The 22,922-nt window shown below is 63.6% G+C and carries 27 protein-coding genes and 1 pseudogene; 13 read left to right on the top strand and 15 right to left on the bottom strand.

Annotated elements, in window-relative coordinates; translation table 11 throughout:
- Positions 1 to 14: 14 nt before the first annotated feature.
- The 10 genes from tolA to NKH78_RS18875 all read right to left on the bottom strand — a co-directional run bounded on the left by tolA (position 15) and on the right by NKH78_RS18875 (position 7,325).
- Positions 15 to 1,172: a cell envelope integrity protein TolA gene (gene tolA, locus NKH78_RS18920; protein WP_352687204.1), complete on the bottom strand. Its 1,158-nt coding sequence runs from the start codon at positions 1,170 to 1,172 to the stop codon at positions 15 to 17.
- 7 nt (positions 1,173 to 1,179) lie between these two features.
- The gene (tolR, locus tag NKH78_RS18915) at positions 1,180 to 1,638 is read right to left on the bottom strand and encodes a protein TolR (protein WP_352504951.1); all 459 of its coding nucleotides are present in this window, start codon (positions 1,636 to 1,638) and stop codon (positions 1,180 to 1,182) included.
- 9 nt (positions 1,639 to 1,647) lie between these two features.
- Positions 1,648 to 2,358 carry a protein TolQ gene (gene tolQ / locus NKH78_RS18910; RefSeq protein WP_352489260.1) on the bottom strand — a complete coding sequence of 237 codons (711 nt, stop codon included), beginning with the start codon at positions 2,356 to 2,358 and terminating at the stop codon, positions 1,648 to 1,650.
- 294 nt (positions 2,359 to 2,652) lie between these two features.
- Positions 2,653 to 3,123 (bottom strand): tol-pal system-associated acyl-CoA thioesterase, encoded by a 471-nt coding sequence (gene ybgC / locus NKH78_RS18905; protein ID WP_352471199.1) that lies wholly within the window; start codon positions 3,121 to 3,123, stop codon positions 2,653 to 2,655.
- A 127-nt stretch (positions 3,124 to 3,250) separates the two neighbouring features.
- The gene (ruvB, locus tag NKH78_RS18900; RefSeq protein WP_023677999.1) at positions 3,251 to 4,291 is read right to left on the bottom strand and encodes a Holliday junction branch migration DNA helicase RuvB; all 1,041 of its coding nucleotides are present in this window, start codon (positions 4,289 to 4,291) and stop codon (positions 3,251 to 3,253) included.
- A gap of 43 nt (positions 4,292 to 4,334) precedes the next feature.
- Positions 4,335 to 4,955 (bottom strand): Holliday junction branch migration protein RuvA, encoded by a 621-nt coding sequence (ruvA, locus tag NKH78_RS18895; RefSeq protein ID WP_352737790.1) that lies wholly within the window; start codon positions 4,953 to 4,955, stop codon positions 4,335 to 4,337.
- A gap of 13 nt (positions 4,956 to 4,968) precedes the next feature.
- Positions 4,969 to 5,391: a type II toxin-antitoxin system VapC family toxin gene (locus tag NKH78_RS18890; RefSeq protein ID WP_352883488.1), complete on the bottom strand. Its 423-nt coding sequence runs from the start codon at positions 5,389 to 5,391 to the stop codon at positions 4,969 to 4,971.
- Complete coding sequence (locus NKH78_RS18885) at positions 5,369 to 5,638, bottom strand: AbrB/MazE/SpoVT family DNA-binding domain-containing protein (RefSeq protein ID WP_352471202.1); 270 nt, start codon at positions 5,636 to 5,638, stop codon at positions 5,369 to 5,371. The genes NKH78_RS18890 and NKH78_RS18885 overlap by 23 nt, the downstream gene beginning before the upstream one ends.
- Positions 5,639 to 5,694: 56 nt before the next feature.
- Positions 5,695 to 6,207, bottom strand: coding sequence for a crossover junction endodeoxyribonuclease RuvC (ruvC, locus tag NKH78_RS18880; protein WP_352737791.1), 513 nt, complete (start codon positions 6,205 to 6,207; stop codon positions 5,695 to 5,697).
- A gap of 263 nt (positions 6,208 to 6,470) precedes the next feature.
- Positions 6,471 to 7,325 carry an SDR family oxidoreductase gene (locus tag NKH78_RS18875; RefSeq protein ID WP_352737792.1) on the bottom strand — a complete coding sequence of 285 codons (855 nt, stop codon included), beginning with the start codon at positions 7,323 to 7,325 and terminating at the stop codon, positions 6,471 to 6,473.
- A 192-nt stretch (positions 7,326 to 7,517) separates the two neighbouring features.
- On the opposite strand from NKH78_RS18875, the gene NKH78_RS18870 reads away from it, so the two are divergent.
- The gene (locus tag NKH78_RS18870; protein ID WP_245274745.1) at positions 7,518 to 7,835 is read left to right on the top strand and encodes a winged helix-turn-helix transcriptional regulator; all 318 of its coding nucleotides are present in this window, start codon (positions 7,518 to 7,520) and stop codon (positions 7,833 to 7,835) included.
- A gap of 38 nt (positions 7,836 to 7,873) precedes the next feature.
- Here the strand turns inward: NKH78_RS18870 and rcdA are convergent, their stop codons facing one another.
- Positions 7,874 to 8,401, bottom strand: a complete 528-nt coding sequence (rcdA, locus tag NKH78_RS18865; protein WP_352450833.1) for a protease adaptor protein RcdA — start codon at positions 8,399 to 8,401, stop codon at positions 7,874 to 7,876.
- A 581-nt stretch (positions 8,402 to 8,982) separates the two neighbouring features.
- On the opposite strand from rcdA, the gene NKH78_RS18860 reads away from it, so the two are divergent.
- Positions 8,983 to 9,534: a DUF2269 family protein gene (locus NKH78_RS18860; protein WP_352454903.1), complete on the top strand. Its 552-nt coding sequence runs from the start codon at positions 8,983 to 8,985 to the stop codon at positions 9,532 to 9,534.
- 41 nt (positions 9,535 to 9,575) lie between these two features.
- Here NKH78_RS18860 and NKH78_RS18855 read toward each other — a convergent pair whose 3' ends face one another.
- Complete coding sequence (locus tag NKH78_RS18855) at positions 9,576 to 10,346, bottom strand: sulfite exporter TauE/SafE family protein (protein WP_352450835.1); 771 nt, start codon at positions 10,344 to 10,346, stop codon at positions 9,576 to 9,578.
- Between the two features lie 95 nt (positions 10,347 to 10,441).
- Positions 10,442 to 10,891 carry an Lrp/AsnC family transcriptional regulator gene (locus NKH78_RS18850; protein WP_023678010.1) on the bottom strand — a complete coding sequence of 150 codons (450 nt, stop codon included), beginning with the start codon at positions 10,889 to 10,891 and terminating at the stop codon, positions 10,442 to 10,444.
- Between the two features lie 132 nt (positions 10,892 to 11,023).
- Between NKH78_RS18850 and NKH78_RS18845 the strand changes: the two genes are divergently transcribed.
- The 3 genes from NKH78_RS18845 (at position 11,024) to NKH78_RS18835 (ending at position 13,765) form a co-directional block, all read left to right on the top strand.
- Positions 11,024 to 11,908: a DMT family transporter gene (locus NKH78_RS18845; protein WP_352540309.1), complete on the top strand. Its 885-nt coding sequence runs from the start codon at positions 11,024 to 11,026 to the stop codon at positions 11,906 to 11,908.
- Positions 11,909 to 12,084: 176 nt separating this feature from the next.
- On the top strand, positions 12,085 to 12,732 hold the full coding sequence (locus tag NKH78_RS18840) for a thiamine phosphate synthase (protein WP_352737793.1): 648 nt from the start codon (positions 12,085 to 12,087) through the stop codon (positions 12,730 to 12,732).
- Between the two features lies 1 nt (position 12,733).
- Entirely contained in the window at positions 12,734 to 13,765 is a 1,032-nt protein-coding gene (locus NKH78_RS18835; protein WP_352683356.1) for a tetratricopeptide repeat protein, read from the top strand.
- A gap of 42 nt (positions 13,766 to 13,807) precedes the next feature.
- Here NKH78_RS18835 and NKH78_RS18830 read toward each other — a convergent pair whose 3' ends face one another.
- Positions 13,808 to 14,824, bottom strand: a complete 1,017-nt coding sequence (locus tag NKH78_RS18830; protein WP_352737794.1) for a zinc-dependent alcohol dehydrogenase family protein — start codon at positions 14,822 to 14,824, stop codon at positions 13,808 to 13,810.
- A gap of 112 nt (positions 14,825 to 14,936) precedes the next feature.
- Between NKH78_RS18830 and NKH78_RS18825 the strand changes: the two genes are divergently transcribed.
- The 7 genes from NKH78_RS18825 to NKH78_RS18795 all read left to right on the top strand — a co-directional run bounded on the left by NKH78_RS18825 (position 14,937) and on the right by NKH78_RS18795 (position 20,968).
- Positions 14,937 to 15,794 (top strand): LysR family transcriptional regulator, encoded by an 858-nt coding sequence (locus NKH78_RS18825; protein WP_352737795.1) that lies wholly within the window; start codon positions 14,937 to 14,939, stop codon positions 15,792 to 15,794.
- A 138-nt stretch (positions 15,795 to 15,932) separates the two neighbouring features.
- Positions 15,933 to 16,499 carry an elongation factor P gene (gene efp, locus NKH78_RS18820; RefSeq protein WP_023678016.1) on the top strand — a complete coding sequence of 189 codons (567 nt, stop codon included), beginning with the start codon at positions 15,933 to 15,935 and terminating at the stop codon, positions 16,497 to 16,499.
- Between the two features lie 25 nt (positions 16,500 to 16,524).
- On the top strand, positions 16,525 to 17,325 hold the full coding sequence (locus NKH78_RS18815; RefSeq protein WP_352737796.1) for an inositol monophosphatase family protein: 801 nt from the start codon (positions 16,525 to 16,527) through the stop codon (positions 17,323 to 17,325).
- A 99-nt stretch (positions 17,326 to 17,424) separates the two neighbouring features.
- Positions 17,425 to 18,132: a PAQR family membrane homeostasis protein TrhA gene (gene trhA / locus NKH78_RS18810; RefSeq protein ID WP_352737797.1), complete on the top strand. Its 708-nt coding sequence runs from the start codon at positions 17,425 to 17,427 to the stop codon at positions 18,130 to 18,132.
- Between the two features lie 115 nt (positions 18,133 to 18,247).
- Complete coding sequence (locus NKH78_RS18805; protein WP_352476085.1) at positions 18,248 to 19,273, top strand: MotA/TolQ/ExbB proton channel family protein; 1,026 nt, start codon at positions 18,248 to 18,250, stop codon at positions 19,271 to 19,273.
- Between the two features lies 1 nt (position 19,274).
- Complete coding sequence (locus NKH78_RS18800; RefSeq protein ID WP_352465687.1) at positions 19,275 to 20,306, top strand: peptidoglycan -binding protein; 1,032 nt, start codon at positions 19,275 to 19,277, stop codon at positions 20,304 to 20,306.
- A gap of 266 nt (positions 20,307 to 20,572) precedes the next feature.
- A complete protein-coding gene (locus tag NKH78_RS18795; RefSeq protein ID WP_352737798.1) occupies positions 20,573 to 20,968 on the top strand; it encodes a hypothetical protein in 396 nt (131 codons plus the stop codon).
- A 79-nt stretch (positions 20,969 to 21,047) separates the two neighbouring features.
- On the opposite strand, the pseudogene NKH78_RS18790 reads toward NKH78_RS18795, so the two are convergent.
- Positions 21,048 to 21,188: pseudogene (locus NKH78_RS18790) on the bottom strand (DUF1304 family protein); the annotation flags it as partial.
- A gap of 102 nt (positions 21,189 to 21,290) precedes the next feature.
- Between NKH78_RS18790 and NKH78_RS18785 the strand changes: the two are divergent.
- On the top strand, positions 21,291 to 22,775 hold the full coding sequence (locus tag NKH78_RS18785; RefSeq protein ID WP_352737799.1) for a carboxypeptidase M32: 1,485 nt from the start codon (positions 21,291 to 21,293) through the stop codon (positions 22,773 to 22,775).
- Positions 22,776 to 22,922: the final 147 nt, after the last annotated feature.

Genomic DNA, 22,922 nt, shown 5'->3' with positions numbered 1-22,922 from the left:
TGTGAGCGCCGGGCCTAAAGGCCGAGCATCTCCCTAGGGTCAAAAGTGACCCGAACGTCGGACCAGATGTCTTGCTTGCCCGCCGGAACCTGCAGGCCGGCCATGTCGCATTTCTGAACCGCGCGCACTGCACTTTCGTCAAACGGGCGGTTTCCGCTCGATTTTTCGACAGTAGGCCGGCCATCCAGCTTGCCGGAGGCGTCCAGGTTGAACTGGATCACAGCCACGAAATTCTCCGAACCCTCGAGCCCTACCGGCAGGGTCCAGCAATTACTAAGCTGGGCCTCCAATGCCCCCTGCTCCGATTTCGAAAGCTTCTGGCCCTGATCCTTGTCGCCGCCGAGCGATGCTTGCTGGGTCGAGCGCTTGGCGCCGCCGCCGGACGGCTTCCGCTTGTCGAGCAGAGCCGAAATCTCGTCGGCGTTGAACTGCTTGTCTTCAGATTTCGGCCTGGACGAGGCTTCCTTGACCGGCTTGTCGGCATCCTTGCGCTCGGGCGCCTTGGCGCTTTCGGCCTGGGCCGGCTGCGGCTTCGGCCGAGCCTCGGGTGCTGGCGCCGAGTCCGGAAGCTGCGCCTCCTCGGTCGGCGGTTGCTTGGCAATCGCCTCGGCGACGGCATCCGGCTTGACCTCGGGCTGCGGATCGATCGCGGCGGTCTTGTCCTGCGGTGGCGTGGGCGTCGGCTCCGTGGCCGGCGTCGGCTTGGGCTCGGTCTGCTTGACCGGCTCGGGCTTGACCTCTTCCTTCGGCTGCGGCACCGGCGCGACCTCCGTAGCGGGAATAGGCTTCGGCTCTTCCTTCGGCTTCGGCACGTCCTCGGGTTTGGGCTTTTCGACCGGCGTCGGCGCGGGTGGCGGAGCCGCCGTCATGTCGACTGGCTGGGGCTTGGGCTCAGGTGTCGGCGGCTTGTCGGTATCGACGCTGTTATCGCCGACTTTCTGGGCATCGGGAACGATGTCGGGACGCTGTGTCGGCAGCGGCGCCGGCTTGTCATGCATCACAGACTTCTTGTCGCCTTGCAGGACCTGTGCCGTCGCTTCCATCGGCACGATCTCGACCGACACCGATTCCGCATCGGACGCAGGCATCGCGGGCGGCGAGGACAAGGTGAACAGCCCGAAGGCAATCGCCACCGTATGCAAGATCACCGATGTGGTGAGGCCGGTCCTCATCTTGCGTCTACTGATCCTGTTCCTGCAGTGAAACCAGGCCGATATTCTTGTAGCCGGCAGCCGAGATGCGGGCCATCACCTTCATGGCCGTGCCGTAATCCGTCGCCTTGTCACCCCTGATGAAAATGCGCTCGTCATAGCCCGTCTTCGAGATCGCCTGCAGCTTCGCCACCAGCTCCTCGACAGGGATCTCGGTTTCCTGGAGGTAAATCTGACCGGCCGGGTTGATGGACACGGTTATAGGCTGCGTATCGGCGTTCATCGCCTTGGCCTGCGTATCCGGCAGGTCGATCGGCACGCCGACCGTCAGCAAGGGTGCTGCGACCATGAAGATGATCAGCAGCACCAGCATCACGTCGACCATCGGCGTGACGTTGATCTCCGATATCAAGGCGTGATGGCGGCCGCGCCGCCTGTGGCCGCGCCCGCCGCGTCCTCCGCCACCTGCGCTTACGGACATTCCCATGATCGTTCCTCAGGCCTTCTGCGCGACTTTTTCATCGATTTGGCGCGAGAGTATGGCGGAGAACTCATCCGCAAACCCTTCCATGCGCACCGCGATCTTGCTCGCGTCCGACGACAGCTTGTTGTAGGCGATGACGGCCGGGATGGCGGCGAGCAGGCCGATGGCTGTCGCCAGCAGCGCTTCGGCGATGCCGGGCGCGACCACCGACAGGCTGGTGTTCTTCGAGGCGGCGATCGCCTGGAACGAGGTCATGATGCCGATCACGGTGCCGAACAGGCCGATGAAGGGCGCCGCCGAGCCGGTGGTGGCGAGAAACCCGAGCCGCCCTTCCAGCTTTTCCATTTCGCGGGTCAACGCCAGATCCATCGCCTTGTCGATGCGGGTCTGCAGGCCGAGCGGCGATTTCGCGCCCTTCTCGAAGCTTTTCTTCCATTCGCGCATGGCGGCGACGAAGATCGCGCTCATGCCGGTCGTCTTGCGGTCGGCGAGCGTGCGGTAAAGCTCTTCCAGCGATTGTCCCGACCAGAACACCTGCTCGAAGCGGTTGAGCGCCAGCCGCATGCGGGCATAGGCGACGAGCTTGTCGACGATGATCGCCCAGGTCCAGATCGAGGCGCAGAGCAAGCCGATCATGACCAGCTTGACCACCCAACCGGCCTGCATGAACAAGGCCCAAATCGATAAATGCGCGCCCGGGTCGGCGAGAGCGATGTTTTCCATGTTACGTCCTTAAAGATTTTCGGGGCGTGGCTGGCGGCTGGCCCATGGGCATCCCTTGTGGTCCGTTCGCGTTAAGCTTGCGGAATAACCCCAAATGCACCGTTGGCGGCCTTTTCGGGGCAAATATTGGTGAAAGGAAGGCGCTTGGATTCTTCCAATCTTAACCAATCCCTTCATGGACCGTTATGGTTAAGGATGGGTTAGGACGTACAGCGCGGCGCATTGCCGCGCCCCGACGACCAGCCCGGCGATCCTCGCCCGGACGGGAGCTCCGGATCTTCCGCCTCTGAACTCTTATTTGCGCGTTCCGGGCATGAAGGCTGCCACCCAATCCTTGGGAAAGCGCCGCGGCCGGCCGTTCTCGCCGACGATCGCCGCTTCGACCCGCGCCTCGACCAGCACTTCGCTGCCGCGTTTCAACTGCTGCGCCATGACGATGCGGGCGCCGGAAATGTCTTCGGTGCGCGTATCGATGGTCAGGATGTCATCCATGCGGGCCGAACCGCGGAAATCGATCTCCATGCGCCGCACCACCCAGACTATTTTCTCGCCATGCTTGCCGTCGGCAAGCTCGGTGTGGTGGACGCCGGCCAGCCGCAGATAGTCGGACCGGCCGCGCTCGAAGAATTCGAGATAGCGCGCGTGGTAGACGACGCCGGAAAAATCGGTGTCGGCATAATAGACCCGCGCCATCAGTCGATGGCCGAATTCCGTCAGCGCGCCGGAAAGTCCGGCGGACAATGCCGATTCACCGTGATCGTCCATTGCGCTGTCCTTTTGGCCCGACAGGCCCTGTTTCAAGCAACACCTGTTTTGCGCATAGACCGGCGATGATCAAGACCTGGAGGGCTGGGCCGGGGACTGCCAGCACCGAAGCCATAAGCAGCGGAACCTAGGGTTCTTCCTGGAACAGGCTGATCTGCTGCTGCGCCAGGTCCTTTGGCGCGTCGAGGCCGAGATGCCGCCAGGCATTGGCCGCCAGCACGCGGCCGCGCGGGGTACGCATGATGAAGCCTTGCTGGATCAGAAAGGGTTCGATGATGTCCTCGATGGCATCGCGTGGCTCGGAAAGCCCGGCCGCGATGGTCTCGATGCCGACCGGCCCGCCGCCGAAATTCCGGGCGATCATCGACAGATAACGGCGGTCGAGCGCGTCGAGGCCGAGCCCGTCGACCTCCAGCCGCGTCAGCGCCTCGTCGGCGACCTTGCGGTCGACATGACCGTCGCCGGCAACGCTGGCGAAGTCGCGCACCCGGCGCAACAGCCGGCCGGCGATACGCGGCGTGCCGCGCGCCCGCCGGGCGATCTCCAAGGCACCGTCGTCGCCGAGCGGCATGGCAAGGATGCGGGCGCCACGCCGCACGATCTGCTCGAGTTCCTCGACCGAGTAGAAATTGAGCCGCACCGGAATGCCGAAGCGGTCGCGCAGCGGGTTGGTCAAAAGGCCGAGCCGGGTGGTGGCGGCGACAAGCGTGAAGCGGGCCAGGTCGATCTTGACCGAGCGCGCCGCCGGCCCCTCGCCGATGATCAGGTCGAGCTGGAAATCCTCCATCGCCGGATAGAGGATTTCCTCGACCGCCGGGTTGAGCCGGTGGATCTCGTCGATGAACAGCACGTCGCGGTCTTCGAGGTTGGTGAGCAGCGCCGCGAGATCACCGGCCTTGGCGATGACCGGACCCGAGGTCGAGCGGAAATTGACGCCGAGCTCGCGCGCCATGATCTGCGCCAGCGTCGTCTTGCCGAGGCCGGGCGGGCCGACGAACAGCACATGGTCGAGCGCTTCGCTGCGGCCCTTGGCGGCCTCGATGAACACTTTGAGATTGGCCCGCACCGCCGCCTGGCCGACGAAGTCGCCGAGCGTCTGCGGCCGCAAGGTCTGCTCGGCGTCCTCGCCGCGTCTGTCGGGAGCAATGAGGCGTGGCGAAAGGCTCATGCCGCCTTCCTTGCATATGGCAAGGGACCGGACAAGCAACGTCTCACCGTGCCAGCTCCTTCAGCCCGAAGCGGATCAGCTTCGAGGCGTCCACCTCCTCGCCTGCCGTCTTCAGCGCTGCCGCCACCGCATTGGCGGCGGTGTCGCGCGAATAGCCGAGATTGACCAGTGCCGAGACGGCGTCGGTAATCGGCGCCGAGGCAACGCCCTCACCGAGCTCCTGCTTCAGGCCGATGGTGCCGGAGGCAGTGCCCGCATAGGCCGGCGCCTTGTTCTTCAATTCGGTGACGATGCGCTCGGCGACCTTCTTGCCGACGCCGGGCGCGCGGCTGACCATGGCGATATCGCGCAGCGCAATCGCATTGGCGAGGTCGGCCGGCGCCAGCGTCGACAGGATGGCCAGCGCCACCTTGGCGCCGACGCCCTGCACATTGTTCATCAGCAGCCGGAACCACTCGCGCTCCAGCACCGACTGGAACCCATAGAGCCGCAGCATGTCCTCGCGCACATAGGTCTCGATGAACAGCACCACCGCCTCGCCGGGCGGCGGCAACGCGGCAAGCGTGCGCGCCGAGCAATAGGCGACGTAGCCGACGCCATGCACGTCAACGACGCAGAAATCCTCGTCGATCTCGTCCAGCGTGCCTTTTAGCTTGCCGATCATTTGAGCTTGCCGATCATGCCGGGTGGGTTTCCGGAGAGATGATATCGAGATCCGGGAAGTAGCTGCGATAGCGCGCGGCATCGCGCGTCAGCAGCCGATGCCCGGCGACAACCGCATGGGCGCCGATAAAGAAATCCGGCAGCGTTCGTTCGCCAATGCCGCCGGGGCGGCGATAGCGGGAATGCGTGACACCAGCGAGGAAGGCTGCTTCCCACGGCAGGAATTCGCGATCCATCTTGAGCATGTCGACTGCTTGGCGAAGGGCCTGTTCGGTCGCAATCAACGGCGCGAGCTCGGACCAGACGATTGCATTGATTACGAGTGCGCCGTCGCGCCGGCATGCGGTAATCGCGGATGCCGACCATTTCGTCTCCCGTCCGGCAGGACCCCAAACGTCGATCAGGACATTTGTGTCAATCAATGTCGAGATCTTCACGTGGGCCCCTCAGCCATTCCATATATTCGTTCGCCGTCATGCCTCCCAGATCCAGCGTACCGGCCATACGGCCGAGCATCTGGCTGAATCTGCGCGAGGCTTCCTCCTCCGACATGTTTTCGTCGACGGCTATGACACGAGCCCCGTCCTCGGTGGGGACGAACTCCACCTCCGAGCCCGGGCCGATACCCAGATGATCCCGTATTTCCTTCGGGATAGTCACTTGGCCCTTGGTGGTAACGCGCATGGTAATACCTCGTTGGTATTACTTATTGCCCACTGGAGAACAAGTCAAGAACAACCTTATCCGGCCAGCGCCACCATCCTGTAGGCGATGCTCTGCCGGTGATGCGCGTGACAGATGGCGATAGCCAGCGCGTCGGCGGCGTCATCGCTGTCGAACGTCGCCTTCGGCATCAGCACCTTGACCATCATGTGGATCTGCTTCTTGTCGCCATGGCCGACGCCGATCACCGCCTTTTTGACGGCGTTTGGCGCATATTCGGCAACGACAAGGCCGGCACGCGCCGGCACCAGCATGGCGATGCCGCGTGCCTGGCCGAGTTTCAGCGTCGCTGCGGCGTCCTTGTTGACGAAAGTTTGCTCGACCGCCGCCTCCTGCGGCATCGCGGCATGCAGGACCTCGGCGAGCCCGTCATACAACTGGCAAAGACGCACCGCCAGGGCGGCCTTGTCGTCGGACCGCACCGTGCCGGAAGCGACGAAGCGCAGCGAATTGCCGAGGCTCTCGACGATGCCCCAGCCGGTGCGCCTCAGCCCCGGATCGATGCCGATGATGCGAATCGCTTCCCCCATCCGTCAAATCTACCTTCGGGGGACAGCGATGCCAGCGAAATGTGAAACAAACCAGAAACAGCAAGCCGAGTCTGTTTAGAGAATGTTTGAGAATCGCTCTGGCGAGACAGATAGCGTGGTTTTCGAGACCGGAGCGGAGCGTACATAAGTACGCGAGCACCGGAAGCGCGGAAAGCTGCGCTAGTCTTGTCGTTTGAATAACTGTTGGCGCGAGCGACAGACGGTCCTCTGATCCTTTGGCGGATGTGACAGCCATCTCGGTTTCAACCGCGCAATGCTGCCGCAACGACGCTCTCCAGTGGCGTTGTCGGTCGACCGATCAGCCGGCTCATGGCGCCGCCGTCATCGAACAACGCTCCGCGTGAGGCTGCAATGTCGGCATCGGCCAGGATAGCGGCGAGATCGGCGGGCAGCCCGGCGCCTGTCAACACGCCCTCATAGGCCGCCCCGGCAAGATCGTTGTAGGCGATCGCCTTGCCCGATTGCCGCGAGACCTTCGCCGCAAGCTCGGCGAGCGTGAACGCTCGGTCCGCGGCGAGCTCGTAAATCCTCCCTGCTTGATCCTCGCTTGTCAGCACCACGGCCGCGGCCTCGGCATAATCCTGCCGCGCCGCGGACGAGAAGCGCCCCTCATTTGCGGCGCCGATGAAGGCGCCGTGCTCCAGAGCCGCCGGGAGCGCCATCAGATGGTTCTCGGTGTACCAGCCGTTGCGCAGGATGACGGCGGGTAGGCCGGAGGCCGCGATGACCTCCTCCGTCTGCCGATGTTCGACCGCGAGCCTCGCGGGAGACGTGTCCGCATGCAGCATGCTCGTGTAAGCGATCAGCGAAACCCCCACCCGTTGGGCGGCCTTGATCACTGACCGATGCTGCGGCAAGCGGCCGCTGACTTCGGTCGAGGAAATCAGCAGCAGTCTATCGACGCCGGCCAGCGCCATCGGGAGCGTGTCGGGACGATCATAGTCCGCCTCCCGCACGACTACGCCGCGTTGGACAAGATCGCGGGCCTTTGCCGGATCACGAACCGCCGCAACGATCCGGCTGGCCGGAACTGTCTTCAGCAGTGCGTCGATCACGAGACGGCCAAGCTGTCCTGTTGCTCCAGTTATTGCGTACATCGTTCTGTCCATTTCGTGGTTGGATGGATTGAGAGCCTCAGATAACGGCTCTCGTTACCCGCGGAAACCACGTATCTTGTAGTTACCATCATTTTCCGGTAACCAACTGGAAACTCTCATGGAAGATGCGCGATGGTCCTCAGGATGCGAACGAAGGTGAAGGCGCTTCCCGGCTGCCCCATGTCGAGGTGCATGGCGCTGCTTGGCGGGTGCTGGACACCCGAGGTGCTCTGGTCCTTGAGCGACGGCCCGCGCCGGTTCTCCGAATTGCGCCGCGATATCCCAGCCATTTCGGCGAAGGTGCTGACCGGCAGGTTGCGCGATCTCGAGGAGCGTGGCGTCCTCGCACGCCACGTGATGCCGACATCGCCGCCGACCGTGGAGTATGAGCTGACGTCATTGGGGCAGGAGCTGCTCCCAGCGATCAGGTCTATCGTGGAGGTCGGATCGCGCCTGCTGCTGCGTGATTCTCCCCGCCTGATGATCGCGAGCCCGTCCCTTCGCGGTTAGTCTAGATGGCCGCCGGAGTAGAATTATGAAACGGTCTCTCAGCCGCGGGCGAAAGCCGTGTTGAGCAGCGTGATCTGGTCGGAGACCGGATTGAGGCGACGGCTCGACGGCGGCACCTCGGCAAGGCCGCCATAGATCTCCTCGTCCATCCGGCGCACCAACGCCTGCAGCCGCAGCGAACGGTTGACGAGGTCGATGAAATCCTTCGGCAGCTCGGCCCAGCCGGGCGCCTCGTCATGCGCCGAGGCAGTGTCGAGACGCACCTTGGATTTTTCTGAGGCCACCTGATCGCGGGTCATCTCGCCGGAATTCGCCGCCCGCTGCAAAAGCAGCCACGAGGCGACCTGCATCAGCCTGGTGGTCAGCCGCATCGATTCGGCCGCATAAAGCGTCGCCGCCAGCCTCGACAGCTTCTTGGCCTCGGCGCGGCCCTTGCCGTCGAGATATTCGGCCGCCTGCTCGACCAGGCCCATGCCTTCCTGATAGAGCGGCTTGAAGGATTGGGAGAAAACCCGGCGCTCCGCCAGCTTGATGGTTTTCGCGCTCGCCTTCGAAGGCTCGTTCATCGCTACGCCCCTGCACTTGCCTGACAGCCGGCCGATTCGGCTCTTGGCCGCCATATCCGGCAGCCTAAACGACTGAAGCTTGAAAATGCGCTTCGCTGCCAGCGAAGGCAAGCACATGTTTAACAAACGGTTAACGGCCGCATTTAGCCGGAAGGACGCCCATGCCGGCGGACAAAAAAAGAGCCGCGGATAAGGCGGCTCTCAGGAGTTTAACAGGGAGGCGTCAAACAAAGTGGCTCCAACCACTCGGTAAGAATCCAGATCACTGGATGGACATAGTAAACGCCTGTAAAGCTTAACGAAGCCTTAACGCAGGGCATATTTTTCGATCAAGCGCCCAGCATCTGTGCCGTAACAGCACAGCTGACTGGCCACGGCACCCGTTCCCACTACCGGCTGGAAAGTCGGGGCGACGCGCTTGCGCCATGTTTCCTCCAGATCGTGACCGACATATCGAAACAGATCCGCTCGCCGCGCGACATCGTTCCGAAACAGGCGCCGCGGTAAACGCCCGCTCCTCGCAACGAGGCGGAGCAAACCTTGCGCTCCGGCAAATCATCAAATCTCTCAAGGAGCGAATAATGGACTGGTACTCGGCCGTTAAATTTCTGCATATCGTCTCGGCGATCCTCTGGGTCGGCGGCGGCTTCACGCTGATGCTGCTCGCGGTACGCGCCGACCGCGCCGGGAACGTCGAAGGCATGCTGCAGGCGATGCGCGCCACCGGCGAGCTCGGCAACCGGTTCTTCGCGCCGATGTCGATGCTGACATTGCTTTTCGGCCTCATCATGTGCGGCTTCTGGGTCGGCTTTTCCGATCTGTGGGTGCTGATCGGCCTTGCCGGTTATGCGACGACCTTCTGCATCGGCATGTTCATCTTCAAGCCGACTGCCGACCGCATGGCAGGCATGATCGCCAAGGATGGCGTGACGCCGGCAGTGCTTGCCCAGGGCCAGCGCGTCCTCAGCGCCGCGCGCTTCGACTATTCGGTGATGCTGGTGATCATCGCGGACATGGTGCTGAAGCCGACGCTGCACGACATCACCATTCTGGGCTGCATGGCGCTCGTACTCGCAACCGGCATTGCCCTGGCGCTTGGCAGGACGCGGCAGCTGCTGCCGAGTGCCGCCTGAGGTGTAAGGATATCCGGCGGCGGCCGAATGGGGCCGCCGTCTTACAGGAGGCCGGCGATGCCGTCCCACAGAAGCTTGACCGCGACGACCGCCACGGTCGCATAGGTGAAGGGATAGAACAGCTCCGGCCGCATCCGCCGCACCAGCCAGGCGCCGGCGATGGTCGACAGCGGCGCCAGCGGCATCAGCACCGCCGACGCGGTCAAATTGGTGGTGTCGAACTGGCCGAGCGCGAAATAGGGGATGAGCTTCAGCGCATTGGTGACGGCGAAAAAGATCGCCGCGGTGCCCGACAGCACCTTCGGATCGAGCCTGATCGGCAGCGCATAGACCTGAAAAGGCGGGCCGCCGACATGGGCGACGAAGCTGGTGAACCCGGCAACAGTACCCCAGAAGCCGGCGGCGACGCGGTTGGGCTCCGCCGCGTGGCCGGCACCGTGGCGGAGTTGCAAATAGAGCCAGCGCAGCACGAAGATCAGGGCAACCGCGCCGACGATCAGCCGCACCATCTCTTCGGTTACAAGTGCCGCCGTCAGCCAGCCAAGGGCGATGCCGATCACGGCGCCCGGCATCATGTCGGCCAGCATCTTGCGGTCGAAGATGCCCCACCACGTCCATACCGAGACAATGTCCATCAGGCACAGAATTGGCAGAAGAATTGCGGCAGCCTGAACCGGCGGCATGGTCAGCGCCATCAACGGCACGCCGACAAAGCCGACGGCGCCGCCGAAGCCGCCTTTCGACAGGCCGACGAGGATGACGGCCGGAATGGCCGCGGCATAGAACCAGGGATCGACGAGCAGGCCTGACATGGGGAAGGGACGCTGGAGGGAAAGTTGAACTCTGGAATAGACCAGAAATGGCCAGACCGCGACCGCAAATATGTGGGCCACGCCACCGAAACCCGTCACATGTTTGGCATGTCGAGCGGCGGCGGGCGTCTCCGGATCGGCTGCGCCTTGATGATGGCGGTGCTGGTTTCGGCCTTGTCGGCAATGCGGTCGAGAATCCCGTCCAGCTCGCCGATCGAGCGGACGAACAGCCGGGCAACGAAGCAGTCATCGCCCGTCACCTTGTCGCATTCGCCGAATTCCGGGATTTCCTCGATCAGCTTCTGGACGATGTGCAGCTTGCCCGGCAATGGCCGGATGCGAACGATCGCCTGCAAGGCGTAGCCGAGCGCCTGCGGATCGATGTCAATGGTGAACGCGCGGATGACGCCGCGATCCTCAAGCCGCCGAAGCCGCTCCGAAACGCTTGGCGACGACAACCCGACCTGCAGCGCCAGTTCCTTCAGCGAGGTCCGTGAATCCTTGACCAGGATATCGAGGAGCTTTCTGTCGAGTTCGTCCAGCATTTTACAATTCCAAGAAAAAGCCGATGTCTACCTAATTAAATGAGGTTCGTCCTGCATATCACCAGCTGCAAGTCATGGAAATACCCGATCCGCCGTGGGATTATAAAATCTCAACGGGTTTCAGGAGCATCCATGGACAACACGGTACGCGGCACGATCGAAATGACGGCGGCGATGGCGATCCTCGGCACGATCGGCTGGTTCGTCGTGCTTTCCGGCCAGCCCATCATGGACGTGGTGTTCTGGCGCTGTGCTTTCGGGGCGGTAACGCTGCTGATCATCTGCGCGGCGCTGGGACTGCTGCGTGGCAGGCTGTCGCTTCGCATCGTCGCGATCGCGGCTCTCGGCGGTGCTGCCATCGTTATCAACTGGCTGTTGCTGTTCAGCGCGTTTTCCCGCGCGTCGATCTCGATCGCCACGGCCGTTTACAACACGCAGCCCTTCATGCTGGTAGGTTTTGGCGCGCTCTTCTTCTCCGAACGGCTGACGGTGACCAAGCTGACCTGGCTCGGCATCGCCTTTGCCGGCATGCTGCTGATCGTGCAGGCCGCGCCCGATGCAGGCGATCATGGTACGGATTACTTTACCGGCATTGCGATGGCGCTGGCCGCGGCTTTCTTCTGGGCCGTTGCGGCTATCGTCACCAAGAAGCTCAAAGGCACGCCGCCGCACCTGATCGCCCTGATCCAGGTCTGCGTCGGCGTTCTCATGCTGGCACCTTTCGCCAATCTCACCCACCTTCCCGCCGATGCGCGGAGCTGGGTCATGCTGGCGACGCTCGGCATCGTCCATACCGGCCTGATGTACATCCTCATGTACGGCGCCATCCAGAAGCTGCCGACGCATCTGCAGGGATCGCTGTCCTTCATCTATCCCGTCGTCGCCATCCTCGTCGATGTCGTCGCCTTCGGCCATCGGCTGCATCCGGCGCAGATCGTCGGCGCCGCCGCCATCCTGGTCGCCGCGGCCGGCATGAATCTCGGCTGGTCGCTGTGGAAATCGAAGGTGCCTGCGTAGGGCCGCAGGCGACCAGGCGAGGAGAATTTCGGCCAACGGCAGTCATGCGCCGAGCCCTATGGAATCGTTGACGGCAATCGTGATCCCCCTGCCGCCTGTTCAATCCCCGCACTTTGCTCTATGCCGCAATGCAACCATCTTCGCCCGGCATAGGCGATAACCGGGATCGAACACCAATGAATGACGCAACGCCGCCCAACCGCTGCCGTATCGTGCTGATCGCGCCGCCGAACGTGCCGGCCGAGCGCATCGCCGCGGCCTTCGAGGGCGGTGACGTCGCCTCGCTTATCCTGCCGGAAAACGGTATGGACGAGGCCTCTTTCCAAGCCTTTGCCGAGCAGATCGTGCCGGTGGCGCAAGCGGCCGGCATTGCCGTCATCATTGCCGGCGACACCCGCATCGCCGGCCGCGTCCAGGCCGACGGCATTCATGTCGAGGTCGGCAAGGACGAGCTCGCCGAAACGATCCAACACTTCCAGGCCAGGATGATGGTCGGCACCGGCGGCGCCAAGACCCGCGACGATGCGCTGGAACTCGGCGAAGTCAGGCCTGATTACATTTTCTTCGGCCGTTTCGGCTACGACAACAAGCCTGAGCCGCACCCGCGCAACCTGTCGCTCGGGCAATGGTGGGCGGACGTCATCCAGATCCCCTGCATCGTCATGGCCGGATCCGATCTTGCCTCGGTGGAAGCGGTCGCCGCCACCGGCGCTGAATTCGTGGCGCTGTCCAGCGCCGTCTTCGCCGACGACGTCGATCCGAAGATGGCGGTCGCCGCCGCTAACGCGCTGCTCGACGAAACCGCGCCGCGCTTCGAGGACTGACGTGCTCTCGCGGAAAATCCTTTTCAGCGCCTTTCTTGCAACGGCCGTGACGCAGGCGATAGCGGCGGAACCCGTTCCGCTGCCGCAGCCCAGGCCGGATTCCAGCGAACCTGCCGACAAGCCGATCGCCGCACAATTGCCGCAGCCCGCCACCACCACCCCGTTGCCGTCGGCCGACACCATCAACCCCGACCGCTTCGGCGCAAAGCCGTCCGATGCTGCCTACGGCGCCTTTCAGCGCGGGCTCTACAAGACGGCCTACAACCTTGCGCTTTCGCGCGCTCAAAACGGCGATCCGGCGGCACAGACGCTGGTGGCCGAGATATTGTCGCGCGGCCTCGGCGTGCCGGTCGACGCGGCAGGGGCGGCGAAGTGGTATGCGCTTGCCGCCGAGCAGGGCGTCCCGGAATCGCAATTCCAGTATGCACTGATGCTGCTCGACGGCCGCTACGTCAAAAAGGACGAGAAGGAGGCCTATGCGCTGATGCAGGCCGCCGCCGAGGCCGGCAACCGCCTGGCGCAGTTCAATTTTGCGCAGCTGATGGTCGAACAAGAGCCCGGCGATGCCGGTATTGCCAAAGCCGTATCCTATTACGAGCGCGCTGCCGCGACCGGGCTTGCCGACGCACAATATGCGATGGCACAGGTCTACGCCAATGGCGCCGGCGGCAAGCCGCGCGACGATGTCCGCGCCCGCAGCCTGCTGGCACAGGCCGCGCGGCAGAACTACGACACGGCACAGATCGATCTCGCAACCTGGATGATCGAGGGGCGCGGCGGCGCCCGCGACCTGAAATCCGGCTTCAACTGGATGAAGCAGGCCGCCGAGGGCGGCAATGTCGCCGCCCAGAACCGTCTCGCCAAGCTCTACATGAACGGCATCGGCACCGACCCGGATCTGATCCTCGCCGGCGCCTGGTATGTTGTCGCCCGCCGCGCCGGGCTCATCGACCAAGAGATGGACGATTTCCTGCAGGGCCTGACCGACGACCAGACGCAGCAGGCGCTGCAACGGGCCAACCGCCTGCCCTGACCGCGGTCTCGAGACTCATCGCACCGGGCTCGTCAGGCGGGCTCATTGGGTATGATCGAGCACGACCTTGCCGAAGGGCGAGCCGTGTTCAAGGTACCGAAAGGCTTCGGCGGCCCGGCTCCATGGCACGACCCGGTCGATCACCGGTCTCAACCGGTTGACGACAATGGCTCGGTTCATCGCCTCGAAGGATTCGCGTGAGCCCACCGGTATGCCTCGCGCCCGGACCTGCCGGCGGAAGATGTCGAGCGGGTTGATGGCGCCGTCACTGCCGCCGAGATAGCCGATGACGTTGATCTGGGCGCCGCGCGCCGTTGCCCTCAGCGATTGTGCAAAACTCTGCGGTCCGCCAACCTCGATGATATGGTCGGCGCCGCGGCCATCCGTCAATCCCAGCACGGCCGATGCCCAATCGGGGACGCTGCGATAGTTCACGCCATCCTGCGCGCCAAGTTGCTTTGCCCGCGCAAGCTTCTCATCGCTGCTCGACGTCACGATGACGCGCGCCCCGGCAGCGGCGGCGAACTGCACCGCAAACAGCGAAACGCCGCCGGTGCCGAGGCAAAGCACGGTGTCGCCGGGTTTGACGCTGCCTTCCGTAAACAGCGCGTGCCATGCCGTCACGCCGGCGCATGGCAGCGTCGCCGCCTCGAGGTCGCTCAGATTGGCCGGCGCCAGCACCGCCGCCTGTTCGTCGAGCCGGGCAAATTCGCTGAGCAGCCCGTCGATCGGGCCGCCACGTTGATAGGAGGGCTCGGCCATCGCGAAACTGCCGCCGACCCAGCGTTGCCAGAACGTGCCGCAGACCCGGTCGCCGATCTTGAACCGGCTGACCTCGGCGCCGATGGCAACGACTTCGCCGACGCCGTCCGACAGCGGCACCAGCGGCAATGCAAACTTCGTGTGATAGCCGCCGCGGACGATCTCGGCATCGCGGTAGTTCAGCGCCGTCGCCTTGACCTTCACAATCATCTCCTGGCGCCCCGGTTCAGGCATCGGCCGCTCGACCATTCTGAGGCTCTTGAGGCCGCCCGGGCTCTGCAATTCGATCGCTTTCATCGTCGTTCCTTTTCAGCTGGGTCCTGCCAGAGGAAAATCGCTTGCCATCCATCGGATTTCAAATTCATAATGTTCAGGATAATTATGCTTATCTGACATGTTCGGGTGTGTCGTGCTTGAAGAACTGAAAACACTGGCGCTCTTTGCCGAGGAGGGTTCGATTCAGAAGGTGGCGCAACGCCTGCCATTGACGCAGCCGGCCGTCACCCGCCAGATCCAGCGGCTGGAGGAGATGCTCGGCACGGAATTGCTCGACCGCCGGCTAAAGCCGTCGCGACTGACCCCGGCCGGCGTAGAGGTGCTGGCACGCGGCAAGGACATTCTCGCCGCCGTCGACGCGCTGAGATCATTCGCCAAGGGCGACGAGCCGGGGGGCCTGCTGCGGCTCGGCCTCGCGCATGGACTTTGCGACAAAGCCGTGGCCGCCGCCATTGGTGATGCCGTGGCGCGGTTTCCGAAGGTCTCGCTGCGTCTGAAGAGCGGCTGGAGCCTTGAGCTGGCCGACCAGCACAAGCGCGGACAGCTCGACCTCGCCTTCATCCTGGACGGCAGCAATTCCAAAACTGGAGACGGCGTTGTCGGAACCGAGCCCCTCGGCATCATCGCTGCCGAAAACACCAGCCGGCAAGCCGACGTCAAGACCACGCCCTGGGTCCTCAGCCCTGAACCCTGCGACGCGCGCCGGCGGCTGGCGGCTGCCCTGGCCGAGGACGGCCACAGGTTGATGGTCGGCGCCGAGATTCAGGACAGCGCGCTGCAGATCGACTGGGTTCGTCGAGGCCAAGGCCTTGGCCTGCTGCCCAGGCGGCTGCTGCGGGAAAAGCTGCCGCAGGGCATTGCCCTGGTCGACGCTCCCGGCCTCGAGCTGTCGCTGCGAATTGTCGTCCTGCGTTCGCCGCACCTGCATCTTTTGAGAGAGGTCGCCGACGCAGTGACCGAGGCCGTCACCGCGACTGTCAGGACGGACTGAGGCCGCCACGCCGCGCTGCCGGGCCAGCTTCGTTCCCGCTTCATCGGAAGGCGCTCCTTGCCTCTGCTGGCGATTTGTGGTCTTGGAGGCGCCAAATTGCCCTTTGCGGCGATCATCTCATTTCCGGATCACCTCACCATGGCCAAGATCAATGGCAACGAAATCCGTCCCGGCAACGTCATCGAGCACGATGGCGGCCTTTGGGTGGCGGTCAGGACCAACACCGTCAAGCCCGGCAAGGGCGGCGCCTACAACCAGGTCGAACTCAAGAACCTGATCAACGGCACCAAGCTCAACGAGCGCTTCCGTTCGGCCGAGACGGTCGAGCAGATCCGGCTCGATCTGAAGGATTTTTCTTTCCTCTACGAGCAGGGCGACGCGCTGGTGTTCATGGACACCGAAAGCTACGAGCAGCTCGAATTGCAAAAGGAGTTCGTCGGCGATCGCGCCGCCTTCCTGCAGGACGGCATGATGGTGACGGTCCAGCTCTATGACGAAAGGCCGATCGGTATTTCGCTGCCCGACCAGGTGACGCTGACCATCACCGAGGCCGACCCGGTGGTGAGGGGCCAGACGGCAGCCTCGTCCTACAAGCCGGCGATACTCGAAAACGGCATCCGCGTGCTGGTGCCGCCGTTCATCGGCTCGGGCGAGCGCATCATCGTCGATACCAACGAAATCACTTACGTGCGCCGCGCCGACTAAAGCGCGGGCAGCAGGAAGAAACACAATGGCGCGTTCCGCGATCCTCAATGTCATGGTCCAGGCCGCAATGAAGGCCGGCCGCTCCCTGTCGCGTGACTTCGGCGAAGTGCAGAACCTGCAGGTCTCGATGAAGGGGCCAGGCGACTATGTCAGCCAGGCCGACCGCAAGGCCGAAGACATCGTCTTTGCCGAACTGTCGAAGGCGCGGCCCGGCTACGCCTTCCTGATGGAGGAACGCGGCGTGATCGAGGGCGACGACGGCCAGCACCGCTGGATCGTCGACCCGCTCGACGGCACCACCAATTTCCTGCACGGCATTCCGCTCTTTGCCGTTTCGATCGCGCTGGAGCGCCAGGGCCAGATCGTCGCCGGGGTCGTCTACAATCCGGCCATGGATGAACTCTATACCGCCGAGCGCGGCGGCGGCGCTTTCATGAACGACCGCCGGCTGCGCGTCGCCGGCCGCACCAAGCTGGTCGATGCGGTGATCGGCTGCGGCATGCCACATCTCGGGCGTGGCCAGCACGGCAATTTCCTCATCGAGCTCCGCAATGTCATGGCCGAGGTTTCTGGCGTCCGCCGTCTCGGCTCCGCCTCGCTCGATCTCGCCTACGTCGCCGCCGGCCGCATGGACGGGTTCTGGGAAACCGGCCTGTCGGCCTGGGATGTCGCCGCCGGCATCTTGCTGATCCGCGAGGCGGGCGGTTTCGTCTCCGATTTCGCCGGGGGACAGGACGTGCTGAACGCCGGTTCGCTGGTTGCCGGCAACGAACTCATCCAGCGCGCGCTGTTGAAGACCATCAAAAGGCCACTCTCAGCCAACTGATAGAGGCGCGCCGCGCTGAAGCGCCGCAGTCGCAAAACCGCAACCAAAGCTTGAAATACTCGCCCGCGGCCGCCCAGATAAGGCGACGCAGGATCATCGATGACGAACAGCCGGCCCAAATCCCAGAGCGAATTCTCCCAGCTCGACATTCCTTTTATGGGGCGCTGGCATTACTCGCGCGCCGAGATCATCGCCGACGGCGTTGTCCACGCCGTGGGCATCGTGCTGGCGATCGCTGCCGGCTCGACGCTGCTGGCACTGGCCGCCTATCGAACCGGCCCCGGCGAATATGTCGCCGCCGCATTCTATGTGGTCTCGCTGCTCACCGTGCTGTCGATTTCGCTGGCCTATAATGTCTGGCCGGTGTCGTCGCCGGCAAAATGGATATTGCGGCGCTTCGACCATGCCGCGATCTACCTGCTGATCGCTGCCACCTACACGCCTTTCCTGGCCCAGCTCGGCGGCTCGCCGCTGGCCGTTTCGATGATCGTCCTGGTCTGGACCGCCGCGGCGGTCGGCATCGCCATCAAGGTCTTTCTTCCCGGCCGTTTCGACCGGCTGGCGATCGTCTTCTATCTAGCCATCGGCTGGAGCGGTCTCGTTCTGGTGGAGCCGCTCGTGCGGACGCTGCCGGCGACATCGATCGCGCTCATCGTTGCCGGCGGCATCGTCTACTCCTGCGGCGTGATCTTCTTCGCCTGGAGGGGCCTGCGCTTCCACAATGCGCTGTGGCATGGCTTTGTCGTCACCGGCGCCGGCCTGCATCTGGCCGCCATGGTCGACTGCCTGGTCATCAACCGGCTTTGACCTCCGGTCGCGGACAGTGGCAATATTGCCAAGCGCCATTCAATTTCGTCACAATTCCGTTTAGAGTCGCAAACACAAATTGATCGGCGGCGACGGCATCGGAAACGGGGCACGGATGACTCTTCTCAGATCCTTCGGCATGGGCAGGCGCTCCGACGTTCTGATCTACGATCCGCACAAATTGTCGAGCCCGCAGGTGTTTCTGCTGACCATGGTGATCTTTCTGTTCATCGTGGCCTTTATCGCCGCCATCCTGACGCGCCAGATCTCGACCGCCTTCGTCACCAATCCCGGTCTCAACGGCCTGATCATCGGCGTGCTTGCGGTCGGCATCCTGCTAGCCTTCGTCCAGGTCGGCCGGCTGTTCCGCGAGGTGCGCTGGGTCAACTCGTTCCGCGCCGGTTCCGAGACCACCGAACCGGTGCTGCTGGCGCCGATGAAGGCGATGATCGGCCGCTCCTCGACGATTGCCTTCTCGACCAGTTCGATGCGCACCATGCTGGATTCGATCGCCACCCGCCTCGACGAAAGCCGCGACACGTCGCGCTACCTTGTCGGACTGCTGGTGTTCCTCGGCCTGCTCGGCACCTTCTGGGGCCTGCTCAACACGATCGGCTCGATCCGCGAAACCATCGAGTCGCTCGATCCCGGCACCGGCGATGCCGCCGCCGTGCTCGAATCCCTGAAGCAGGGGCTTTCCGCGCCGTTGGCCGGCATGGGCACCGCCTTCTCGTCCTCGCTGTTTGGCCTCTCCGGCTCGCTGGTGCTCGGCTTCCTCGACCTGCAGGCCGGCCGCGCCCAGACGCGCTTCTATACCGAACTCGAAAACTGGCTGTCCTCGGTCACCGACCTGTCCTCCGACATCGTCGTTGCCGACGCGGCGAGGACCGAACCCTCCGAGGAAATCCGGCTGTTGTCGGAAAAACTGCGCACTCTGCAGGAAAATGGCGGCGGCTCCAATCCGCGCGTGGCCACTGCCATGGCCAATCTCGCCGACGGCATTTCCGGCCTGGTCAAGAACATGCGCTCGGAACAGCAGATCATGCGCGACTGGGTCGAGGCCCAGTCCGACGAGCAGAAGGCGATGCGCAACACCCTGGAGAAGATCGCCGACGCCTTGAAGAAGCCCGGAGTGCATTGACGTGGCGTTGGCGCGAGGCCGGCGCTCCGACCGCCGCATCGATTACTGGCCGGGCTTCGTCGATGCGCTGTCGACGCTGCTGTTGGCGATCATGTTCCTGCTCACGGTTTTCGTTTTGGCGCAATTCCTGCTCGGCCGCGAGATCTCCGGCAAGGACACGGTGCTCAACCGCCTCAACTCGCAGATCAATGAGTTGACCCAGCTTCTGGCGCTGGAGCGCTCGACGACACAGGACAAGGAAGACACCCTTGCCAATTTGCAGGCATCGCTATCCGCATCGGAGGCCGAAAAAAGCCGGCTCGAGCAATTGCTGGCGCAAGGCGCCGGTGCCGGCGATGCCGCCAACCAGCGCGCAACGGCCCTTTCCGGCGAACTCGACAGCCAGCGCCAGATCAGCCAGCAGGCGCTAAGCCAGGTCGAGATCCTCAACCAGCAGATTTCGGCGCTGCGCAAGCAGATCGCAGCGCTCGAACAAGCGCTCGACGTGTCCGAAACGCGCGACCGCGAATCCAACACCAAGATCGCCGATCTCGGCCGCCGCCTCAACGTCGCACTGGCGCAACGCGTGCAGGAGCTGAACCGCTACCGGTCCGATTTCTTCGGCCGCTTGCGTGAAATTCTCGCCGATCGCGAGAACATCCGTATCGTCGGCGACCGCTTCGTCTTCCAGTCGGAAGTGCTTTTCCCGACCGGCTCTGAAGTGATCAACGATGCTGGCAAGGTCGAGATGAAGAAGCTTGCCGATGCCATCATCGAATTGCAAAAGGAAATCCCGCCGGAGATCAACTGGGTGCTGCGCGTCGATGGCCACACCGACAACAAGCCGCTCTCCGGCACCGGCCGCTACCGCGACAATTGGGAATTGTCGACGGCGCGCTCGACCTCGGTGGTCAAGTTCCTGATCGAGAACGGCGTGCCGGCCAACCGGCTGGTCGCGGCCGGCTTCGGCGAATTCCAGCCGCTCGACCCCGCCGATACCGAAGAGGCGCGCAACAAGAACCGCCGTATCGAGTTGAAGCTGACCGAGCGGTGATCTGCAAGCCTTTGGCTTATATCATGCGCCAGGGCGAGCCGGCTCAAGTCGGCGGCATTTAGGGCACTGGTGCGGCAGCGGCAAGAGCTGAAAAAATTACCTTTTTTTAATTACATTTTGCCGCCGTGACCTTTTTGGCCTTGGTCATGGGCCTAGAGCCGCCGGCGTGGAACCGCTGATCGCGACGCGACGGAACCTGACGGCCCGCGGCCGGAAGGCAGCGCCCCCTCCCAACCACCGCCTTCCCCAGTAAAGGAGATGCAACCATGCGCTTCTTCGCTCCCAGGAATCTTAGGACCGCTGCGCTCGCCACACTTCTCCTCGTTCCGTTTGCCGGCGCTTACGCCGGCCCACGCGAGACGGCCTTGATCAATCAGATCCAGAGCGTGGAGACAGCTATCCAGGGCGCCATCCAGGCGAACAAGCTCGAGCCGGGCGAGGCGCGTGACTTGCGCACGCAGGTCGCTCAACTCGACCAGGCCGCCGAGAGGGCCGCACGCGAGGGAACGATGCCGAGCACGCAAGATCAGCAGTTGCTGGCGCAGCTCGACGATGTCAGCCAAAAGCTGCGCGCTGATACCGGCAGTGCCTTCCTCATCGGCAACGGCGCCGATGGCGGATACTATCCGAACGGCTATGGCCCAATCTATCCAGGCGGCTGAAACCGGCCGCAATGCCCGGCGCTGTGGCAATTGATTTTGCGCATGATCCTTGTCCAGCTTTCGGTTCAGGGATCATGCGCTAGCCCAACGCCTGCGCAATCAGCGCCAGCACTGCCGGCACTGTTCGGATGAACAGGATTTTACGGCCCGCCGTTGCCGCGCCGTAAAGGCCGGCGACGGCGACGCAGACCAGGACGAAGGCTTTGAACTGAAAACCGGCCGTTGCGGCCGGCATTCAATGCGTCGGTCGCGGGCGGCTTTCGGGGTTGCCAACAGTTTTGCATTGATATCTTTTCTCGCCGTCAAATCAGCGGAACCCACAATGTCCTTTCAAAAACTCGACGACCTCGGCCACAAACTCGAAGCACTGGAACACGCCCTCGCCATCCTCGGCGCCGATGAAGCGACCCATATGGCGGTCGGCGGCGGCGAGAAGCGCGCGGAGGCAATGTCGGCGCTTGCCGGCATGCACCATGCCCGGGCGACTGCGCCGGAGATTGCCGACTGGATCGCGGCGGCCGAGCAGGAAGCGCTGAACGAAGAGCAGCAGGCCGCGGTCAGGGAATTTCGCCGGCAATACACCAACCTGACCTGCCTGCCGGTCGAATTCGTCGAGCGCCAGACGACAGCGCGCATGCGCTCCGAGCAGCTCTGGCGCGACCTGCGCGCCAAGAACGACTGGGCCGGCTTCCTGCCGGCGCTGGAAGGCGTCGTGGCGCTGGTCCGCGAGGAGGCGGCACTTCGCGCCGCGGTGCTCGGGCTCGAGCCTTACGACGCGCTGATGGAGCAATATGACCCGGGCAATCGCACCGCCGACATCACGCCTGTGTTTGCCGAGTTGAAGGCCTTCCTGAAAGGCTTCGTACCGGAGGCACTGGCCGTGCAGGAAGAGCGGCTGGCGAAACATCCGCTGAAGCCACTTTCCGGCAGCTACCCCTTGGACAAGCAGCGCGAGCTCGGCCTCGCCATGATGACGGCAGTCGGCTTCGACCTCACCCACGGCTCGCTGTCGGTTTCGCACCATCCGTTTTGCGGCGGCGTGCCGAGCGACGTGCGCATCACCACCCGCTACAAGACCTCGGATTTCCTGTCGGCGCTGATGGGCGTGCTGCACGAGACCGGCCATGCGCTGTACGAGCAGAACCTGCCGAAGGCATGGGCGCACTGGCCGCTCGGCAAAGCGCGCGGCATGGCGGTGCATGAAAGCCAGAGCCTGTTCGTCGAAAAGCAGATCGGCCGCAATCCAGAATTCTGGCGCTGGGCGCTGCCGGTGGTCGAAAGACACCTTGGCGAGAGCTGGACGATCGACGACATCCTGCCGCATGTGCACCGGGTCGAGCGCGGCCTGATCCGTGTCGATGCCGACGAGGTCACCTATCCGCTGCACGTCATCCTGCGCTACGAGCTGGAGCAGGAGCTTGTCTCGGGACGGCTGGAAGCAGCCGACCTGCCCGAGGCCTGGGATGCCAAGATGCGCGATTATCTCGGGCTGTCGACATCAGACAATCCGGCTGATGGTCCGATGCAGGACGTCCACTGGCCGGGTGCCGCCTTTGGCTATTTCCCCTCCTACACGCTCGGCGCCATGATGGCGGCGCAGCAATGGGCGGCGCTGACAAGGGATCATCCTTCAGCCGACGAAGACCTCGCCAAGGGAGATTTCGCCGCGATCAACGACTGGCGCCGCAAAAGGATCTGGTCGCAAGGCTCGCGCTGGTCGACGCCGGAACTGCTCGAACGCGCCACCGGCGAAAAGCTCAATGCCGTACATTTCACCGATCACTTGAAGAAGCGGTACGGGAAGTGAGCCGTTCCGTCTATTCCCGGCTCTTGCCGCGGTGACCGCAGAAATCCGCGAAACTGGCCTTTACTTTGGTGGGAAAGCCTCTGAAAAAGGAGTTCTTCCAAGTTGGGCGAGCGTAGATGTCTGCCTGTTACAGTTTTCATAGGATGA

This window comes from Mesorhizobium sp. M0910, assembly GCF_040319465.1.
GTDB lineage: Bacteria > Pseudomonadota > Alphaproteobacteria > Rhizobiales > Rhizobiaceae > Mesorhizobium.
Note: the sequence above shows the minus strand (reverse complement) of the source record. Positions and strands in the feature narration are given on the sequence as shown.

Excerpts from the sequence above, each read along its gene's own strand:
- NKH78_RS18855 (WP_352450835.1), bottom strand. The coding sequence starts at position 10,346 with ATGTCAGGCCTGCTCGTCGATCCCTGGTTCTATGCCGCGGCCATTCCG.
- ruvA (WP_352737790.1), bottom strand. The coding sequence starts at position 4,955 with ATGATCGGCAAGCTAAAAGGCACGCTGGACGAGATCGACGAGGATTTC.
- NKH78_RS18815 (WP_352737796.1), top strand. The coding sequence starts at position 16,525 with ATGGCGCGTTCCGCGATCCTCAATGTCATGGTCCAGGCCGCAATGAAG.
- NKH78_RS18795 (WP_352737798.1), top strand. The coding sequence starts at position 20,573 with ATGCGCTTCTTCGCTCCCAGGAATCTTAGGACCGCTGCGCTCGCCACA.
- NKH78_RS18870 (WP_245274745.1), top strand. The coding sequence starts at position 7,518 with ATGGCGCTGCTTGGCGGGTGCTGGACACCCGAGGTGCTCTGGTCCTTG.
- ruvC (WP_352737791.1), bottom strand. The coding sequence starts at position 6,207 with ATGGGGGAAGCGATTCGCATCATCGGCATCGATCCGGGGCTGAGGCGC.
- NKH78_RS18830 (WP_352737794.1), bottom strand. The coding sequence starts at position 14,824 with ATGAAAGCGATCGAATTGCAGAGCCCGGGCGGCCTCAAGAGCCTCAGA.
- NKH78_RS18875 (WP_352737792.1), bottom strand. The coding sequence starts at position 7,325 with ATGTACGCAATAACTGGAGCAACAGGACAGCTTGGCCGTCTCGTGATC.
- tolR (WP_352504951.1), bottom strand. The coding sequence starts at position 1,638 with ATGGGAATGTCCGTAAGCGCAGGTGGCGGAGGACGCGGCGGGCGCGGC.
- NKH78_RS18850 (WP_023678010.1), bottom strand. The coding sequence starts at position 10,891 with ATGCTGGACGAACTCGACAGAAAGCTCCTCGATATCCTGGTCAAGGAT.
- tolQ (WP_352489260.1), bottom strand. The coding sequence starts at position 2,358 with ATGGAAAACATCGCTCTCGCCGACCCGGGCGCGCATTTATCGATTTGG.
- NKH78_RS18840 (WP_352737793.1), top strand. The coding sequence starts at position 12,085 with ATGAATGACGCAACGCCGCCCAACCGCTGCCGTATCGTGCTGATCGCG.
- NKH78_RS18860 (WP_352454903.1), top strand. The coding sequence starts at position 8,983 with ATGGACTGGTACTCGGCCGTTAAATTTCTGCATATCGTCTCGGCGATC.
- NKH78_RS18885 (WP_352471202.1), bottom strand. The coding sequence starts at position 5,638 with ATGCGCGTTACCACCAAGGGCCAAGTGACTATCCCGAAGGAAATACGG.
- tolA (WP_352687204.1), bottom strand. The coding sequence starts at position 1,172 with ATGAGGACCGGCCTCACCACATCGGTGATCTTGCATACGGTGGCGATT.
- NKH78_RS18805 (WP_352476085.1), top strand. The coding sequence starts at position 18,248 with ATGACTCTTCTCAGATCCTTCGGCATGGGCAGGCGCTCCGACGTTCTG.
- ybgC (WP_352471199.1), bottom strand. The coding sequence starts at position 3,123 with ATGGACGATCACGGTGAATCGGCATTGTCCGCCGGACTTTCCGGCGCG.
- trhA (WP_352737797.1), top strand. The coding sequence starts at position 17,425 with ATGACGAACAGCCGGCCCAAATCCCAGAGCGAATTCTCCCAGCTCGAC.
- efp (WP_023678016.1), top strand. The coding sequence starts at position 15,933 with ATGGCCAAGATCAATGGCAACGAAATCCGTCCCGGCAACGTCATCGAG.
- ruvB (WP_023677999.1), bottom strand. The coding sequence starts at position 4,291 with ATGAGCCTTTCGCCACGCCTCATTGCTCCCGACAGACGCGGCGAGGAC.
- rcdA (WP_352450833.1), bottom strand. The coding sequence starts at position 8,401 with ATGAACGAGCCTTCGAAGGCGAGCGCGAAAACCATCAAGCTGGCGGAG.
- NKH78_RS18785 (WP_352737799.1), top strand. The coding sequence starts at position 21,291 with ATGTCCTTTCAAAAACTCGACGACCTCGGCCACAAACTCGAAGCACTG.
- NKH78_RS18845 (WP_352540309.1), top strand. The coding sequence starts at position 11,024 with ATGGACAACACGGTACGCGGCACGATCGAAATGACGGCGGCGATGGCG.